General features: G+C 36.8%; 12 protein-coding genes and 5 tRNA genes. All 17 read left to right on the forward strand.

The annotated features are described in order from the left end of the window. The first annotated feature begins 4 nt into the window (after positions 1-4). The 17 genes from RBU60_RS00885 to rpoC all read left to right on the forward strand — a co-directional run bounded on the left by RBU60_RS00885 (position 5) and on the right by rpoC (position 16,713). On the forward strand, positions 5-871 hold the full coding sequence (locus tag RBU60_RS00885; protein WP_308862725.1) for a ComEA family DNA-binding protein: 867 nt from the start codon (positions 5-7) through the stop codon (positions 869-871). Positions 872-925: 54 nt separating this feature from the next. Continuing rightward, on the forward strand, positions 926-2,092 hold the full coding sequence (locus RBU60_RS00890; protein WP_308862726.1) for an acyl-CoA dehydrogenase family protein: 1,167 nt from the start codon (positions 926-928) through the stop codon (positions 2,090-2,092). 347 nt (positions 2,093-2,439) lie between these two features. Next, the gene (locus RBU60_RS00895; protein ID WP_308862727.1) at positions 2,440-3,339 is read left to right on the forward strand and encodes a tyrosine-type recombinase/integrase; all 900 of its coding nucleotides are present in this window, start codon (positions 2,440-2,442) and stop codon (positions 3,337-3,339) included. A gap of 155 nt (positions 3,340-3,494) precedes the next feature. Next, positions 3,495-3,568: transfer RNA gene (locus RBU60_RS00900), tRNA-Thr, on the forward strand. Between the two features lie 45 nt (positions 3,569-3,613). Then, a tRNA-Tyr gene (locus tag RBU60_RS00905) sits at positions 3,614-3,695 on the forward strand. A 46-nt stretch (positions 3,696-3,741) separates the two neighbouring features. Beyond that, positions 3,742-3,814, forward strand: a tRNA-Gly gene (locus tag RBU60_RS00910). A 66-nt stretch (positions 3,815-3,880) separates the two neighbouring features. Further along, positions 3,881-3,952: transfer RNA gene (locus RBU60_RS00915), tRNA-Thr, on the forward strand. A gap of 110 nt (positions 3,953-4,062) precedes the next feature. Beyond that, a complete protein-coding gene (tuf, locus tag RBU60_RS00920; protein ID WP_308862728.1) occupies positions 4,063-5,250 on the forward strand; it encodes an elongation factor Tu in 1,188 nt (395 codons plus the stop codon). Between the two features lie 61 nt (positions 5,251-5,311). Continuing rightward, a tRNA-Trp gene (locus tag RBU60_RS00925) sits at positions 5,312-5,384 on the forward strand. Between the two features lie 14 nt (positions 5,385-5,398). Further along, complete coding sequence (gene secE, locus RBU60_RS00930) at positions 5,399-5,596, forward strand: preprotein translocase subunit SecE (protein ID WP_308862729.1); 198 nt, start codon at positions 5,399-5,401, stop codon at positions 5,594-5,596. Positions 5,597-5,611: 15 nt separating this feature from the next. After that, complete coding sequence (nusG, locus tag RBU60_RS00935; protein WP_308862730.1) at positions 5,612-6,163, forward strand: transcription termination/antitermination protein NusG; 552 nt, start codon at positions 5,612-5,614, stop codon at positions 6,161-6,163. A 74-nt stretch (positions 6,164-6,237) separates the two neighbouring features. Further along, positions 6,238-6,675, forward strand: a complete 438-nt coding sequence (gene rplK, locus RBU60_RS00940; RefSeq protein ID WP_308862731.1) for a 50S ribosomal protein L11 — start codon at positions 6,238-6,240, stop codon at positions 6,673-6,675. 18 nt (positions 6,676-6,693) lie between these two features. Then, on the forward strand, positions 6,694-7,392 hold the full coding sequence (gene rplA / locus RBU60_RS00945; RefSeq protein WP_308862732.1) for a 50S ribosomal protein L1: 699 nt from the start codon (positions 6,694-6,696) through the stop codon (positions 7,390-7,392). A 9-nt stretch (positions 7,393-7,401) separates the two neighbouring features. Then, the gene (gene rplJ, locus RBU60_RS00950; RefSeq protein WP_308862733.1) at positions 7,402-7,923 is read left to right on the forward strand and encodes a 50S ribosomal protein L10; all 522 of its coding nucleotides are present in this window, start codon (positions 7,402-7,404) and stop codon (positions 7,921-7,923) included. Positions 7,924-7,975: 52 nt separating this feature from the next. Beyond that, the gene (rplL, locus tag RBU60_RS00955) at positions 7,976-8,350 is read left to right on the forward strand and encodes a 50S ribosomal protein L7/L12 (RefSeq protein ID WP_308862734.1); all 375 of its coding nucleotides are present in this window, start codon (positions 7,976-7,978) and stop codon (positions 8,348-8,350) included. Positions 8,351-8,520: 170 nt separating this feature from the next. After that, positions 8,521-12,333: a DNA-directed RNA polymerase subunit beta gene (gene rpoB / locus RBU60_RS00960; RefSeq protein ID WP_308862735.1), complete on the forward strand. Its 3,813-nt coding sequence runs from the start codon at positions 8,521-8,523 to the stop codon at positions 12,331-12,333. A 75-nt stretch (positions 12,334-12,408) separates the two neighbouring features. Next, positions 12,409-16,713: a DNA-directed RNA polymerase subunit beta' gene (gene rpoC / locus RBU60_RS00965; protein WP_308862736.1), complete on the forward strand. Its 4,305-nt coding sequence runs from the start codon at positions 12,409-12,411 to the stop codon at positions 16,711-16,713. Positions 16,714-16,718: the final 5 nt, after the last annotated feature.

Here is a 16,718-nt window from a genome sequence, read left to right on the forward strand (position 1 = left end):
TGATATGAAAACACAATCCCATTTCAGTTTGAGTAAGAATCAACGAAATGGGATTTTGTCTTTTTGGGTGCTTATAGGTCTTGTCTTTATAGGCCTTTGTTATCAAGATGTTCTTTTTTCTATGAAAGGAAGTGCGGAGCCTAATCAAGAGCAGGTTCAGTTGGTTCAGCAGAAAATAGATTCTTTAAAGGAGGCGAAGACCAAGAAGGTTTTTAAGATTTATCCTTTTAATCCTAATTTTATAACCGACTATAAAGGCTATACCTTAGGAATGAGTGTAGAGGAAATAGAACGACTCCATGAGTATAGAGCGAAAGAACAATGGATCAATTCTATTCAGGATTTTAAAAGAGTTACCCAGGTTTCAGATTCATTACTGCATAAAATTTCTCCTTATTTTAAGTTTCCAGATTGGGTAAAGGAGAATAGAGCCAAAAGACAAAAGATGACTCAAGCACTTCCCAATCATTTAAAGAAGGATTTAAATCAAGCTAGTGAGCAAGATTTAATTTCCGTTAAGGGGATTGGAGAAACGTTAGCTAAGAGGATTATTCGGTATAAAATTAGGATAGGTGGTTTTATAGATGATAGTCAGATTAAAGATGTGTATGGTTTGGGTTATGAGGCCGAAGAAAATTTACTGAATAACTTTACCGTAAAAGACCCCAAAAAACCGGCGCTGATTAATTTGAATACGGCTACAGTTCTTCAGTTAGCCGAAATCCCTTATTTTGACTATGAGCTCGCTAGAAGTATTGTGAATTATAGGAAATTGAATGAAAAAATCGGCTCTTTTGAAGAATTAATTAAAATAGATGGTTTTCCAGGTCATAAAATAGATAGAATACAATTATATTTGACCCTTGAGTAAGTATTGATAAAAAGCACTTTTTAGAAACTAAAAAGTCCAAAAAAATATAGTTAAATGAACAATATGTATTTTACTGAAGAACACGAACTTTTTAGACAAAGTCTTAAAGATTTTTTACAAAAAGAAGTGGTGCCTCATTTAGATAAATGGGAGAAAACGGGTACAATCGAAAGATTTATCTGGGAGAAGTTTGGAGAGATGGGGTACTTTGGTATCAATTACCCAGAAAAATATGGTGGATTAGAGTTAGATCTTTTCTATACGGTTATCTTCTTAGAGGAGTTGCAAAAAATCAACTCTGGTGGATTTGCAGCTGCGATGTGGGCACATGCTTACTTGGCGATGACGCATTTAAACAAAGAGGGTGATGATAGAATAAAGAAAGAATACCTAACCCCAAGTATTGAAGGTAAAAAAATAGGTTGTCTTTGTATTACAGAGCCTTTTGGCGGATCTGATGTTGCTGGAATGAAGAGTACAGCGGTTAAAGATGGCGATTCGTATATCATTAACGGTTCTAAAACTTTTATCACGAACGGAGTTTATTCAGATTATTTGGTAGTGGCAGCAAAAACAGCTCCCGAACTAGGTAATAAAGGGATGAGTATTTTTGTGATGGATAGAGATACCCCTGGGATCGCTTCTACAAAATTAGATAAGTTAGGGTGGAGAGCTTCAGATACGGCAGAAATTTCTTTCACTGATGTTAGAATTCCAGCCGAAAATTTAATGGGAGAAGAAGGACAAGGTTTCCCTTACATTATGCAGCATTTTGCTTTAGAGCGTTTGATTATGGGAATTAACGCCCACGCAAGAACGGAATATGCCTTGGATTATACTTTAGGCTATATGAGCGAAAGAACCGCTTTTGGAAGATCAATAGATAAGTTTCAGGCATTAAGACACAAAGTAGCAGATATTGCTAGTGAAGTTGAAATGTGTAAGGAATTTAATTACTCGATCGCCAAGAGACTAAATCAAGGTGAATATGTGGTAAAAGAGGCAAGTATGTCTAAGTTACTTTCTACCAAAATTGCAGATCAAGGTATTTATGACTGTTTACAGCTTTTAGGAGGTTACGGTTATATGGAAGATTATCCTTTAGCAAGAATGTTACGTGATAGTCGCTTAGGCCCAATAGGTGGAGGTACCTCTGAAATCTTGAGAGAGATAATCGCCAAAATGATTATCGACAAGAAAGAGTACAAAGCAGCGACCTAAATTTTGTTGGAGGGAATTATTTTGGTGAAAATCCCATTTTTACGCCAAAATGATTATCGACAAGAAAGAGTACAAGGCAGCGACCTAAATTTGGGTTGTGAAAAATTATATAAAAATTGATTTTTTGTTTCCACGGAAGTAAAAAAAGCACAAAAAGACTCAATCCTCGATTGGGTCTTTTTTGTTATTCTATATTCCAAATAATACAAGAGGTCTAGAACATAATCTATATTTTCGAAACAAGCCTATGCCATTTGGAGCTGGTAATAGCTCGAATGGGGGATTTATTGTTTTCTACAACTAAGAATTGGCGATAAAGTGATTAACTTTATCGCCAATTCTTTTTTATGACACTTATAGAGAAATTTTTAGACTATTTAAGCTTAGAGAAAAACTATTCGGTGCAAACCATTACCGCTTATGGAAATGACATATTAAAATTTGAGCAATTTTGTGAAGCGCAATTTCAGGAAACCGAATTGAAGAAGGTCAACTACTCCATCATTAGATCTTGGATTATAGACTTGTCGGAACATGAGATTTCCAACAATTCCATCAATAGGAAAATATCTTCGCTTAATGTATTTTATAAGTTTTTACTCAAAGTAAAAGAAATTGAAGTCTCTCCTTTAGTAAAACATAAAGCCTTAAAAGTTTCGAAGAAAATACAAGTCCCTTTTTCTGAAACGGAGATTCATCAAGTTCTTGGAGGGATAGAGGTCAACTCCTTTGCATCGTCTAGAGATCGCTTGTTGGTAGAATTATTATACGTTACCGGAATGCGTAGGGCAGAGGTGATTTCTTTAACTATAGATCATCTTAATCTAGAGAATGGGACGTTAAAGTTTGTAGGGAAGAGAAATAAAGAGCGCGTGGTTCCTATTATAAAAAGTCTAGAAGCTAGTATTCGGGTATATTTAGCGTATAGAAAACGTTTGTTGGAAGATGTAGGAGCTCAAACTCCGCTCTTATTCTTAACGGAAAAAGGAAATGAGGTATATCCCAATTTAATCTATAGGAAAGTGAATGAAGTCTTTTCTATGGTTTCCACGAAGTCCAAAAAGAGTCCGCATGTATTAAGACACTCATTTGCGACGCATTTATTGGCGCAAGGAGCAAATTTACAAGAGGTAAAAGAATTATTGGGACACGACAGTTTAGCTTCAACGCAAGTCTATACGCATAACGACATCAATAGTTTAAAGAAGGTGTATGCAAATTCCCATCCTAGAAACAAGAAAAAATAACGGGAGTACTATTTTGATTTTCAACAGTATATTTTTGAAGGGATAAAAAAAATGAAAAAAAAGATTGAAATGTTTTGCACAATTCAGAAACTGCTTTATATTTGCATTCCGTTAGAAAAGCGGTAGTTCTTTAAGAGTAGAAAATAATAAAAGATGCCGATGTAGCTCAGCTGGCTAGAGCAGCTGATTTGTAATCAGCAGGTCGTGGGTTCGAGTCCCTCCATCGGCTCTGTTCTATTGAAATTTTGAAGGTTTTTTTGTAAAAAACCACATTGGGGAGATACTCAAGCGGCCAACGAGGGCAGACTGTAAATCTGCTGACTACGTCTTCGCAGGTTCGAATCCTGCTCTCCCCACTAAAATCTAGCTTCGGTTAGGTTTAAAGATGCAAAATTTTGGAATGCGGGAGTAGCTCAGTTGGTAGAGCGTCAGCCTTCCAAGCTGAATGTCGCCAGTTCGAACCTGGTCTCCCGCTCTATTTTCACTAAAATTTATTTGGTGAAGATGGGGCTTAACTTGTATAAAGCAAAATAAGTTTTATGCCGACGTAGCTCAGGGGTAGAGCGCTTCCTTGGTAAGGAAGAGGTCACGAGTTCAATTCTCGTCGTTGGCTCTAATGCTGAAGCGTTTGCTTTTCGTTAAACAAAACTCTAGGGTTGTTGTTTTTTTGTATTGTATAAAATTGAACACTAATATATAACTAAGATTAAATAAGTATTAATTATGGCAAAGGAAACTTATGATCGTTCCAAACCGCACTTGAATATAGGTACAATTGGACACGTAGATCACGGAAAAACAACTTTAACAGCAGCGATAACGAAAGTTTTAGCAGATGCTGGATTTTCAGAAGCAAGTGCTTTTGATCAGATTGATAACGCTCCAGAAGAAAAGGAGAGAGGTATTACAATTAACTCTTCGCACGTTGAGTATGCTACTCAGAACCGTCACTACGCGCACGTTGACTGTCCAGGTCACGCCGATTACGTAAAGAACATGGTTACTGGTGCTGCACAAATGGACGGTGCGATCTTAGTTGTTGCTGCAACAGATGGTCCAATGCCACAAACTCGTGAGCACATCCTTTTAGGACGTCAGGTTGGTATTCCAAGAATCGTTGTGTTCTTGAATAAAGTTGATCTTGTTGATGATGAAGAATTATTAGAGCTTGTTGAGATGGAGGTGAGAGACTTACTTTCTTTCTACGAGTATGATGGTGATAATGGGCCTATCGTTTCTGGTTCTGCTTTAGGGGCGTTACAAGGAGAAGAAAAGTGGGCTAAAACAGTTTTAGAATTGATGGAGGCAGTTGATGCTTGGATCGAGTTGCCAGAACGTGATGTAGATAAGCCTTTCTTGATGCCTATCGAGGATGTATTCTCTATTACTGGACGTGGAACTGTAGCTACGGGTCGTATCGAAACTGGTATTGCTAATACAGGAGATCCTGTTGAGATTATTGGTATGGGTGCTGCTAAATTAACTTCTACGATTACTGGTATTGAAATGTTCCGTCAGATCCTTGATAGAGGTGAAGCTGGAGATAACGCTGGTATCTTATTAAGAGGTATTGAGAAAACTCAGATCTCTAGAGGTATGGTTATTACTAAGCCTGGATCTGTAACTCCTCACGCTAAATTTAAGGCAGAGGTTTATATCCTTAAAAAAGAAGAAGGTGGGCGTCATACTCCGTTCCATAATAACTACCGTCCTCAGTTCTATGTAAGAACAACAGATGTTACAGGTACAATTAACCTGCCTGATGGAGTAGAGATGGTAATGCCTGGAGATAACTTAACTATTACTGTGGAGTTAATCCAAACTATTGCAATGAATGTTGGTCTTCGTTTTGCTATCCGTGAAGGAGGTAGAACAGTAGGTGCTGGTCAGGTTACTGAAATTTTAGACTAATTTTTAATATATACTTATAAGTCAAAGGTGTTTCAATTATGAAACGCCTTGACTTATAGATACGGGTTTAGCTCAGTTGGTAGAGCACTGGTCTCCAAAACCAGGTGTCGGGAGTTCGAGCCTCTCAACCCGTGCAAATAAAATAATCATGGCAGGAATCGTAAATTATATTTCAGAGTCTTATAGCGAGTTAAAAAACCACGTAACTTGGCCCTCTTATGCGGAGGCTCAAAGACTATCGGTTATTGTGCTTGTTTTTTCAGTATTATTCTCTTTAGCGATTTGGGGTGTAGATACTGTTTTTAGTTCTGCAATTGAGCAATATTTTAATTGGGTTAAATCTTAAGAATTAATCAACGATATGTCTGAAGGGAATTTGAAAAAGTGGTATGTAGTTCGTGCCGTAAGTGGTCAGGAAAATAAGGTTAAGGATTATATAGAGAAGGAAATCGCGCATCAGGGTTTAGAAGATTTTGTAGAGCAAGTTTTAGTGCCTACAGAGAAGGTTATCCAAATTCGTGACGGGAAAAAAATAAACAAAGAAAGAGTTTATTTCCCTGGTTACATTATGGTTCAAGCTAATATATCAGGAGAGATTCCTCATATTATTAAGGGGATAAATGGAGTGATTGGTTTCTTAGGAGAGACTAAAGGGGGAGATCCTGTTCCGTTAAGAAAATCTGAAGTCAATAGAATGTTAGGGAAGGTGGATGAGTTATCTGTACAAGCAGACTCTGTAGCTATTCCTTTTACTGTTGGGGAAACTATTAAAGTAGTGGATGGTCCGTTTAACGGATTTAATGGAGTAGTAGAAAAAGTAAATGAAGATAAGCGTAAGCTTGAGGTAATGGTAAAAATCTTTGGAAGAAAGACGCCATTAGAGTTGAGTTATATGCAAGTTGAGAAAATATAAATTGTTACATATTATATATTAGAATTATTATTAATGCTTCCACTTTAAAAATAATTCAAACTAAATTTTAAGAAATGGCAAAAGAAATAAGTAAGGTTGTAAAGCTACAAGTAAAAGGAGGCGCGGCAAACCCGTCGCCACCAGTTGGACCTGCTTTAGGTGCTGCCGGAGTTAATATCATGGAATTCTGTAAGCAATTCAATGGTAGAACACAGGATAAGGCTGGTAAAGTATTACCAGTTGCAATTACAGTATATAAAGATAAGTCTTTTGATTTTGTAATTAAAACTCCTCCAGCAGCTGTTCAACTTATGGAAGCAGCGAAAACAAAGAAAGGTTCAGGAGAGCCAAATAGAAAGAAAATAGCAAGTGTAACTTGGGATCAAGTAAAAGCTATTGCTGAGGATAAAATGCAAGATTTAAATGCATTCACTGTCGAGTCTGCTATGAAAATGGTAGCTGGTACTGCACGTTCAATAGGAGTAACAGTAAAAGGTGATGCACCATTTTAATCCAAAAAGAAAGTAAAAATGGCAAAATTAACAAAAAAGCAAAAGGAAGTTCAGACTAAAATAGATTCTACAAGAACCTATAGTGTTGCTGAAGCTTCTGCTTTAATAAAAGAAGTTTCTAACGTAAATTTCGATCCTTCTGTAGATCTAGCAGTTCGTTTAAGTGTTGATCCACGTAAAGCAAACCAAATGGTTAGAGGGGTAGTAACACTTCCTCACGGAACTGGTAAAGATGTAAAAGTATTGGCTTTAGTAACTCCAGATAAGGAGCAAGAAGCTAAAGATGCTGGAGCAGATTACGTTGGGTTGGATGAGTATTTAGAGAAAATCAAAGGTGGTTGGACAGACGTGGACGTAATTATCACTATGCCAAGCGTTATGGGGAAATTAGGTCCTTTAGGTAGAGTTTTAGGTCCTAGGGGTTTAATGCCTAACCCCAAAACAGGTACAGTGACCATGGATGTTGCTAAAGCAGTATCTGATGTTAAAGCTGGTAAAATTGACTTTAGAGTTGATAAAACTGGTATTGTACACGCAGGGATTGGTAAAGCCTCTTTTGATGCAGACAAAATTGCTGGAAACGCAAGAGAATTATTAACTACGCTAGTAAAATTGAAACCTCAGGCAGCTAAAGGTGTTTATATTAAAAGTATTTACATGTCTAGTACAATGAGCCCAAGTGTTGAGATTGATACAAAAAGGTTTACTGAGCAATAATTAGATATTATGACAAGAGAAGAAAAATCACAAGTAATAAAAGATTTAACTGCCCAGTTGACTGATACCTCAATTATCTATTTAGCAGATATTTCAGGTTTAAATGCAGGAGCAACGACTAACTTAAGAAGAGCTTGTTTTAAAGCTAACGTTACGTTAGAAGTAGTTAAAAATACATTGTTGGCTAAAGCTATGGAAGCTTCCGATAAAGATTTCGGAGATTTACCATCCACTTTAAAAGGCAATACATCAATAATGATCGCTGAAGTTGGTAATGCGCCAGCTAAGGTAATTAAAGAATTCAGAAAAAAGGCTGAAAAGCCTCTTTTGAAAGGAGCATTCATTAACGAGGCTATATATGTAGGGGATGAGAATTTAGAGTCTCTTTCTAACATTAAGTCTAAAGATGAAGTTATTGGAGATATCATTGGATTACTTCAGTCTCCTGCTAAAAACGTGGTTTCAGCACTTAAATCAGGTGGTGGTAAACTCGCAGGAATTCTTAAGACTCTTTCTGAAAAAGAAGGATAAACACGTACGCACTTTTTAATAAATATAATTACACATTTTAAAACGATAGAAAATGGCAGAATTAAAAGATTTCGCAGAACAGTTAGTTAACTTAACAGTAAAAGAAGTAAACGAGTTAGCTGATATATTAAAAGAAGAATATGGTATCGAACCTGCAGCTGCTGCAGTAGTTGCTGGTGGTGGAGCCGGAGGTGGTGAAGAAGCTGCTGAAGAGCAAACTGAGTTTGATGTAATCCTTACCGCAGCTGGTGGTTCTAAGTTAGCAGTTGTAAAATTAGTTAAAGAATTAACTGGTTTAGGATTAAAAGATGCTAAAGGTTTAGTAGATGGTGCACCAGCTCCAGTAAAGGAAGGTGTTTCTAAAGACGAGGCTGAGGCATTAAAATCTCAATTAGAAGAAGCAGGAGCTGAGGTTGAGCTTAAGTAAGCTTAACAAGCAATAGTATTTAGGTTTAGACCTCAAGCTTTAGGCTTGAAGGTCTAAACCATTTTGCGTATGTATACGCAGCGTTTATTCGCAAACATTTTTATATTTAATTAGGCTTTTGATATTTTGATGTAGCCTCAAATATTAGAAACCTCAAATTCCGTCCATAGATGTTAGAAACGCAAGCTGAAAGATTGAATTTCTCTTCTGTTAAGAACAGACCTGATTATCCGGATTTTCTTGATATCCAGATAAAGTCATTTCAGGATTTTTTTCAATTAGAAACAAAATCAGAAGAAAGAGGGAATGAAGGATTATATAATACCTTCATGGAAAATTTCCCTATTACGGATACCCGTAATCAGTTCGTATTAGAATTTTTAGACTATTTTGTAGACCCTCCACGTTACTCTATTCAAGAGTGTATTGAGCGAGGGTTGACTTATAGTGTGCCTTTAAAAGCGAGGTTAAAGCTTTACTGTACCGATCCTGAACATGAAGATTTCGAAACCATCGTTCAAGATGTATATTTAGGTACAATCCCTTACATGACTCCAAGTGGTACCTTTTGTATTAATGGAGCAGAACGTGTGGTAGTATCGCAATTACACCGTTCTCCGGGAGTGTTTTTTGGACAGTCTTTTCACGCTAACGGAACTAAATTATATTCTGCCAGAGTAATTCCTTTTAAAGGATCTTGGATAGAATTTGCGACGGATATCAATAGCGTTATGTATGCGTATATTGATAGAAAGAAGAAATTGCCAGTTACTACTCTTTTCCGTGCGATCGGATTTGAAAGAGATAAAGATATTTTAGAGATTTTTGATCTTGCTGAAGAAATTAAGGTTTCAAAATCTGGATTAAAAAAAGTATTAGGTAGAAAATTAGCTGCACGTGTATTAAATACGTGGTATGAAGATTTTGTAGATGAAGATACAGGAGAAGTAGTTTCTATTGAGCGTAATGAAATCGTTTTAGATCGGGATACTGAGCTTAACAAAGATCATATCGAAGAGATTCTAGAAACAGGTACGAAGACTATACTTTTACATAAAGAAGATAATTCTACTGGAGATTACGCTATTATTCACAACACCTTACAAAAGGATCCTACCAATTCAGAAAAAGAAGCGGTAGAACATATATATAGACAATTACGTAACGCTGAGCCGCCAGATGAGGAAACGGCTAGAGGAATTATTGATAAATTATTTTTTTCTGACCAACGCTATAATTTAGGGGAAGTTGGACGTTACCGAATGAATAAAAAATTAGGTTTAGATATCCCTATGGATAAGCAAGTGCTTACCAAAGAAGATATCATTACCATTATTAAATATTTAATTGAGTTGATCAACTCAAAAGCAGAGATTGATGATATCGATCACTTGTCTAACCGTCGTGTTAGAACAGTAGGAGAGCAGTTGTCTCAGCAATTTGGTGTAGGTCTTGCTCGTATGGCAAGAACCATTCGTGAGCGTATGAATGTACGTGATAACGAAGTGTTTACTCCTATTGATTTAATTAATGCAAAAACACTTTCATCTGTAATTAATTCTTTCTTTGGGACCAACCAGCTGTCCCAATTTATGGATCAAACCAACCCGCTGGCAGAAATTACGCATAAGCGTCGTCTCTCTGCATTAGGACCAGGTGGTTTATCTAGAGAAAGAGCAGGATTTGAGGTTCGTGATGTTCACTATACACACTACGGTAGACTTTGTCCTATTGAAACTCCAGAGGGGCCAAACATTGGTCTAATTTCTTCACTTTCTGTATATGCAAAAGTGAACGGAATGGGATTCATTGAGACGCCTTACCGTAAAGTAGAGGATGGAAAAATCGATCTTCAAACAGAACCGGTTTATTTCTCTGCAGAAGAAGAAGAAGGAAAGTTAATTGCACAAGCAAACATTCCATTAAAAGAAGATGGTACGATTAATACCGATAAGGTAATTGCTCGTATGGAAGGAGATTTCCCTGTAGTAGATCCAAAAGAGATTCACTTTACAGATGTTGCTCCCAACCAAATTTCATCTATATCTGCGTCATTAATTCCTTTCTTGGAACATGATGATGCCAACCGTGCCTTGATGGGATCGAATATGATGCGTCAGGCTGTACCTTTATTAAGAGTTGATTCTCCTATTGTTGGTACCGGATTGGAACGTCAGGTAGCTTCAGATTCTCGAGTATTAATTAATGCGGAAGGAGCTGGAACTGTGGAGTATGTAGATGCTCAGAAAGTAACTATTAAATATGATCGTACCGAAGAAGAAAGAATGGTGAGTTTCGACTCAGATTCTAAGACGTACAATCTTATTAAATTTAGAAAAACAAACCAAGGTACTTCGGTCAACTTGAAGCCTATTGTTCGCATTGGCGATAGAGTGGCTAAAGGGCAAGTACTTTGTCAAGGATACGCTACAGAAGCTGGAGAATTAGCTTTAGGTAGAAATATGAAAGTAGCCTTTATGCCTTGGAAAGGGTATAACTTTGAGGATGCGATTGTAATTTCAGAGAAAGTAGTAAGAGAAGATATCTTTACTTCTATCCATATTGATGAGTATTCTCTAGAAGTTAGAGATACCAAATTAGGAAATGAAGAATTGACCAATGATATTCCTAACGTTTCAGAAGACGCTACAAGAGATCTTGATGAGCACGGGATGATTCGTATTGGAGCAGAGGTGAAACCAGGAGATATTCTTATTGGAAAGATTACTCCAAAAGGAGAATCAGATCCAACGCCAGAAGAAAAACTTTTACGTGCCATCTTTGGTGACAAAGCAGGGGATGTAAAAGATGCTTCTCTAAAAGCTTCTCCTTCATTAAATGGGGTAGTAATTAACAAAAAGTTATTTGCTAGAGCCGTTAAGGATAAGCGCAAGAGAGCTCAAGACAAAGAAGACATTGCAAGACTTGAAGATAAATACAGAGTTAAGTTTGAAACGCTTAAAAATGAATTAATCGATAAGTTATTTGTCATCGTTGGTGGAAAAACAGCACAGGGGGTTAAGAACGATTTAGGGGAAGATGTTTTACCAAAAGGTAAGAAGTATACACTTAAAATGTTAAACTCTGTAGATGATTATACCCACTTAACTCAAGGTAGTTGGACTGTTGATGATCATGTAAATTCATTGGTAGCCGATTTAGTTCACAACTACAAAATTAAAGAAAACGATCTTCAAGGAAACTTACGAAGAGAGAAGTTTACGATTTCTGTAGGAGATGAATTACCATCAGGAATTATTAAACTAGCTAAAGTTTACATCGCTAAGAAGCGTAAACTTAAAGTAGGAGATAAGATGGCGGGTCGTCACGGTAACAAGGGTATTATTGCGCGTATTGTACGTCAAGAAGATATGCCTTTCTTAGATGATGGAACACCAGTAGACATTGTGTTGAACCCATTAGGGGTACCTTCTCGTATGAATATTGGACAAATTTATGAAACCGTATTAGGTTGGGCAGGAGAGAAATTAGGTCAAAAGTATGCAACGCCAATTTTTGACGGAGCTACAATTGATCAAATTAACGACCTGACTGATAAAGCAGGTATTCCAAGATTTGGACATACCTACTTATTTGATGGAGGAACAGGTGATCGTTTTGATCAACCGGCAACCGTTGGAATCATTTATATGCTGAAATTAGGGCATATGATTGAAGACAAGATGCACGCACGTTCTATTGGACCTTACTCTTTAATTACACAACAACCATTAGGTGGTAAAGCACAATTTGGAGGTCAGCGTTTTGGAGAGATGGAAGTTTGGGCTTTAGAGGCATATGGTGCTTCTGCAACCCTTCGTGAAATCTTAACTGTAAAATCTGATGATGTAATTGGTAGAGCTAAAACTTACGAGGCAATCGTGAAAGGTGAACCAATGCCAGAACCAGGATTACCAGAGTCTTTTAACGTGTTAATGCACGAATTAAAAGGTTTAGGATTGGATATTAAGTTAGAAGAGTAATAAGGATTGCCTTCGCTTCGGCGAGGGTATCTCTTATAAGGCTAAAATTATAATAATTCTTTAGTACCATATATTATGGCAAGACATAACGATAAGAATACAGAACAAAAGAGATTTAATAAAATCTCTATAGGTTTAGCTTCTCCAGAAAAGATTTTGGGAGAATCCAGAGGTGAGGTGCTAAAACCAGAAACTATTAATTACCGTACCCACAAACCAGAACGTGACGGACTGTTTTGTGAGCGTATTTTTGGTCCTGTAAAGGATTACGAATGTGCGTGTGGTAAATATAAAAGAATTCGCTACAAGGGGATTGTTTGTGACCGTTGTGGTGTAGAAGTTACAGAGAAGAAAGTGCGTAGAGATAGAGTAGGACACATCAATTTGGTAGTTCCTGTTGCTCATATTTGGTATTTCCGTTCTTTACCAAACAAAATAGGTTACTTATTAGGAATACCTTCTAAGAAATTAGATATGATTATTTACTACGAGAGATACGTAGTAATTCAGCCAGGTATTGCTAAGAGTGAGGAAGGTGATGAGTTAAAGAAAATGGATTTCTTAACGGAAGAAGAGTATTTAAATATTCTAGAAACACTTCCGCAGGAAAATCAATACTTAGACGATACAGATCCTAACAAGTTTATCGCTAAAATGGGAGCAGAGTGCCTTATCGACATTCTTAACCGTTTAGATTTAGATGAACTTTCTTATGAATTAAGACATAAAGCAAATAACGAAACTTCAAAACAACGTAAAACGGAAGCTTTAAAGCGTTTACAAGTAGTAGAAGCTTTCCGTGATGCTAATAAAGGAAAAGAAAATAAACCAGCGTGGATGATTATGAAAGCGATTCCGGTGATTCCACCAGAATTGCGTCCATTAGTTCCGCTTGACGGAGGTCGTTTTGCGACTTCAGATTTAAATGATCTTTACAGAAGGGTGATTATTCGTAACAACCGTCTTAAAAGATTAATGGAGATTAAAGCTCCTGAAGTAATTTTACGTAATGAAAAACGTATGCTTCAAGAGTCGGTAGATTCCTTATTTGATAATACCAGAAAATCTTCCGCAGTAAAAACAGATTCTAACCGTCCTTTAAAATCTTTATCAGATTCATTAAAAGGTAAGCAAGGTCGTTTCCGTCAAAACTTATTAGGGAAACGTGTAGATTATTCGGCACGTTCTGTAATTGTTGTAGGGCCAGAAATGAAATTGTTTGAGTGTGGTCTTCCAAAAGATATGGCAGCCGAACTTTACAAGCCTTTTGTAATTAGAAAATTGATTGAGAGAGGAATTGTTAAAACGGTAAAATCTGCCAAGAAAATAATAGACAAAAAAGAGCCTGTAGTTTGGGATATCTTGGAGAATGTTCTTAAAGGACATCCCGTATTGCTAAACCGTGCTCCTACGCTTCACCGTTTAGGAATCCAAGCTTTTCAACCTAAGTTAATTGAGGGGAAAGCAATTCAATTACACCCCTTAGTGTGTACGGCATTTAACGCCGATTTTGATGGTGACCAAATGGCGGTTCACTTACCATTAGGACCAGAAGCGATATTAGAAGCTCAATTATTAATGTTGGCTTCCCATAATATTTTAAACCCTGCGAATGGATCTCCGGTAACGGTACCTTCTCAGGATATGGTACTTGGTCTTTACTATATGACTAAGAAAAGAGTTTCTGCTCCAGACCGTACGATGAAAGGAGAGGGACTTACTTTTTACTCGGCAGAAGAGGTAAATATCGCTTACAATGAGAAAAAAGTAGACTTAAACAGTTCAATTAAAGTACGTGCAAAGGATTTTAATGAGGCAGGAGAACTTGTTTTCCAAATCATTGATACTACCGTAGGACGTGTATTGTTTAACGAAGAAGTTCCAGAAGTAGCAGGATTTATCAACGAGGTATTAACCAAGAAATCTTTAAGAGATATTATTGGTAACATTCTTAAGGTAACTAGTGTTCCTGAAACGGCAGAATTCTTAGATAAGATTAAAAGTTTAGGTTACGGGTTTGCATTTAGAGGAGGTCTTTCTTTCTCTTTAGGAGATATTATTATCCCTAAAGAAAAGCAAGAAATGATTGATGATGCTAACCAACAAGTTGAAGGAATTATGGCCAATTATAATATGGGTCTTATTACCAACAACGAACGTTATAACCAAGTTATTGATATTTGGACGGCGACCAACGCCAATCTAACCGAATTGGCGATGAAGCGAATTCGTGAAGATAACCAAGGATTTAACTCGGTATATATGATGTTAGATTCTGGAGCACGTGGATCTAAAGAACAGATTCGCCAGTTAACTGGAATGCGTGGATTAATGGCTAAGCCTAAAAAATCTAACTCTGGTGGAGGTGAAATTATTGAAAATCCAATTTTATCTAACTTTAAAGAAGGTCTTTCAATTCTTGAATACTTTATCTCTACCCACGGGGCGCGTAAAGGTCTTGCCGATACCGCACTTAAAACGGCCGATGCAGGTTACTTAACTCGTCGTTTGGTTGATGTTTCTCAAGATGTTATTGTTGGGGAAGTAGATTGTGGTACCTTAAGAGGTATTGATGTAAGTGCTTTAAAGAAGAATGAAGAAATCGTTGAGACTTTAAAAGAAAGAATCATAGGTAGAACTTCTTTAAACGACATCATAGATCCAATCACTCAAGAACTAATTGCCGAAGCAGGAACAGAGATCGATGAAGATATTGCTGCAAAAGTAGAAGATTCAGCTTTAGATAGTGTAGAGGTAAGATCTGCTTTAACTTGTGAGGCTAAGAAAGGGATTTGTGTAAAATGTTATGGTAGAAACCTTGCCACTGGGAAAACGGTTCAAAAAGGAGAATCTGTTGGTGTTGTTGCTGCCCAATCTATTGGAGAGCCAGGAACCCAGCTTACCTTAAGAACGTTCCACGTAGGAGGTATTGCAGGAAACATTTCAGAAGAAAATAAATTAATCGCTAAGTTTGACGGTATTGCAGAGATTGAAGATCTTAAAACCGTTAAAGGTGAAAATACAGATGGGCAACCAGCTGAGATTGTAATCTCTAGAACTTCAGAATTGAAGATTGTAGATCCTAAAACCAAAATTGTTTTAAGTAACAATGTAATTCCTTACGGAGCGCAATTGTTAATTAAACCAGGAGATAAGATCAAAAAAGGAGATTTAGTGTGTCAGTGGGATCCTTATAACGGAGTTATTATTTCTGAATTTGCAGGAAAAGTTAAATTCGAAAATATTGAACAAGGAGTTACTTACCAAGTAGAAACCGATGAACAAACTGGTTTCCAAGAAAAAGTAATTTCTGAATCTAGAAACAAAAAGAAAATACCTACTTTATTAATCTTAGGAAAGAAAGATGAAGTAATACGTTCTTATAACTTACCACTAGGGGCTCACTTAATGGTAGATGATGAAGAGAAAATTAAGATTGGTAAAATTTTAGTAAAAATACCTCGTAAATCATCTAAAGCCGGAGATATTACAGGAGGTCTACCTCGTGTAACCGAATTATTCGAAGCGCGTAATCCTTCTAACCCAGCGGTTGTAAGTGCGATTGATGGTGTGATTTCTTTTGGTAAAATTAAGCGTGGTAATCGTGAGATTATCGTTGAGTCTAAATTGGGAGAGGTGAAGAAGTATTTAGTAAAACTTTCTAACCAGATTCTAGTACAAGAAAACGATTACGTAAGAGCGGGAATGCCTTTATCTGATGGATCTATTACTCCAGAAGACATCTTGAACATTAAAGGACCAAGTGCTGTACAACAGTATTTAGTGAATGAAGTACAAGAAGTGTATAGATTACAAGGGGTGAAGATTAACGATAAGCACTTTGAGGTAGTAGTACGTCAAATGATGCGTAAAGTTAGAATTCAAGATCCGGGTGATACTATTTTCTTAGAAAACCAATTGATTCATAAATCTGACTTTATTGAAGAGAATGATAACATTTTTGGAAAGAAAGTAGTAGATGAAGCAGGAGACAGTGCCAACCTTAAACCAGGTCAAATTGTTACGGCTCGAGAATTAAGAGATGAGAATTCTATCTTAAGAAGAGAGGATAAAACTCTAGCAACAGCGAGAGATATTCAACCGGCAACAGCGACACCTATTTTACAGGGGATCACGAGAGCGTCATTACAGACCAAATCATTTATCTCTGCAGCATCGTTCCAAGAAACGACTAAGGTATTAAACGAAGCTGCGGTAAGCGGTAAAGTAGATTACTTAGAAGGATTAAAAGAGAACGTAATTGTAGGACATAGAATCCCAGCAGGAACAGGTCTTAGAGAATACGATAACATTATCGTAGGTTCTAAAGAAGACTTGAACGAAATGATGGAAAAGAAACAAGAGGTAAACTATAATTAACACAT

This window comes from Mesonia profundi (genome assembly GCF_031085155.1).
Taxonomy (GTDB): domain Bacteria; phylum Bacteroidota; class Bacteroidia; order Flavobacteriales; family Flavobacteriaceae; genus Mesonia; species Mesonia profundi.

Coding starts and splice junctions, on each gene's coding strand:
- rplL (WP_308862734.1), top strand. CDS start 7,976: ATGGCAGAATTAAAAGATTTCGCAGAACAGTTAGTTAACTTAACAGTA.
- RBU60_RS00885 (WP_308862725.1), top strand. CDS start 5: ATGAAAACACAATCCCATTTCAGTTTGAGTAAGAATCAACGAAATGGG.
- rpoB (WP_308862735.1), top strand. CDS start 8,521: ATGTTAGAAACGCAAGCTGAAAGATTGAATTTCTCTTCTGTTAAGAAC.
- rplK (WP_308862731.1), top strand. CDS start 6,238: ATGGCAAAAGAAATAAGTAAGGTTGTAAAGCTACAAGTAAAAGGAGGC.
- rpoC (WP_308862736.1), top strand. CDS start 12,409: ATGGCAAGACATAACGATAAGAATACAGAACAAAAGAGATTTAATAAA.
- RBU60_RS00890 (WP_308862726.1), top strand. CDS start 926: ATGAACAATATGTATTTTACTGAAGAACACGAACTTTTTAGACAAAGT.
- tuf (WP_308862728.1), top strand. CDS start 4,063: ATGGCAAAGGAAACTTATGATCGTTCCAAACCGCACTTGAATATAGGT.
- secE (WP_308862729.1), top strand. CDS start 5,399: ATGGCAGGAATCGTAAATTATATTTCAGAGTCTTATAGCGAGTTAAAA.
- rplA (WP_308862732.1), top strand. CDS start 6,694: ATGGCAAAATTAACAAAAAAGCAAAAGGAAGTTCAGACTAAAATAGAT.
- nusG (WP_308862730.1), top strand. CDS start 5,612: ATGTCTGAAGGGAATTTGAAAAAGTGGTATGTAGTTCGTGCCGTAAGT.
- RBU60_RS00895 (WP_308862727.1), top strand. CDS start 2,440: ATGACACTTATAGAGAAATTTTTAGACTATTTAAGCTTAGAGAAAAAC.
- rplJ (WP_308862733.1), top strand. CDS start 7,402: ATGACAAGAGAAGAAAAATCACAAGTAATAAAAGATTTAACTGCCCAG.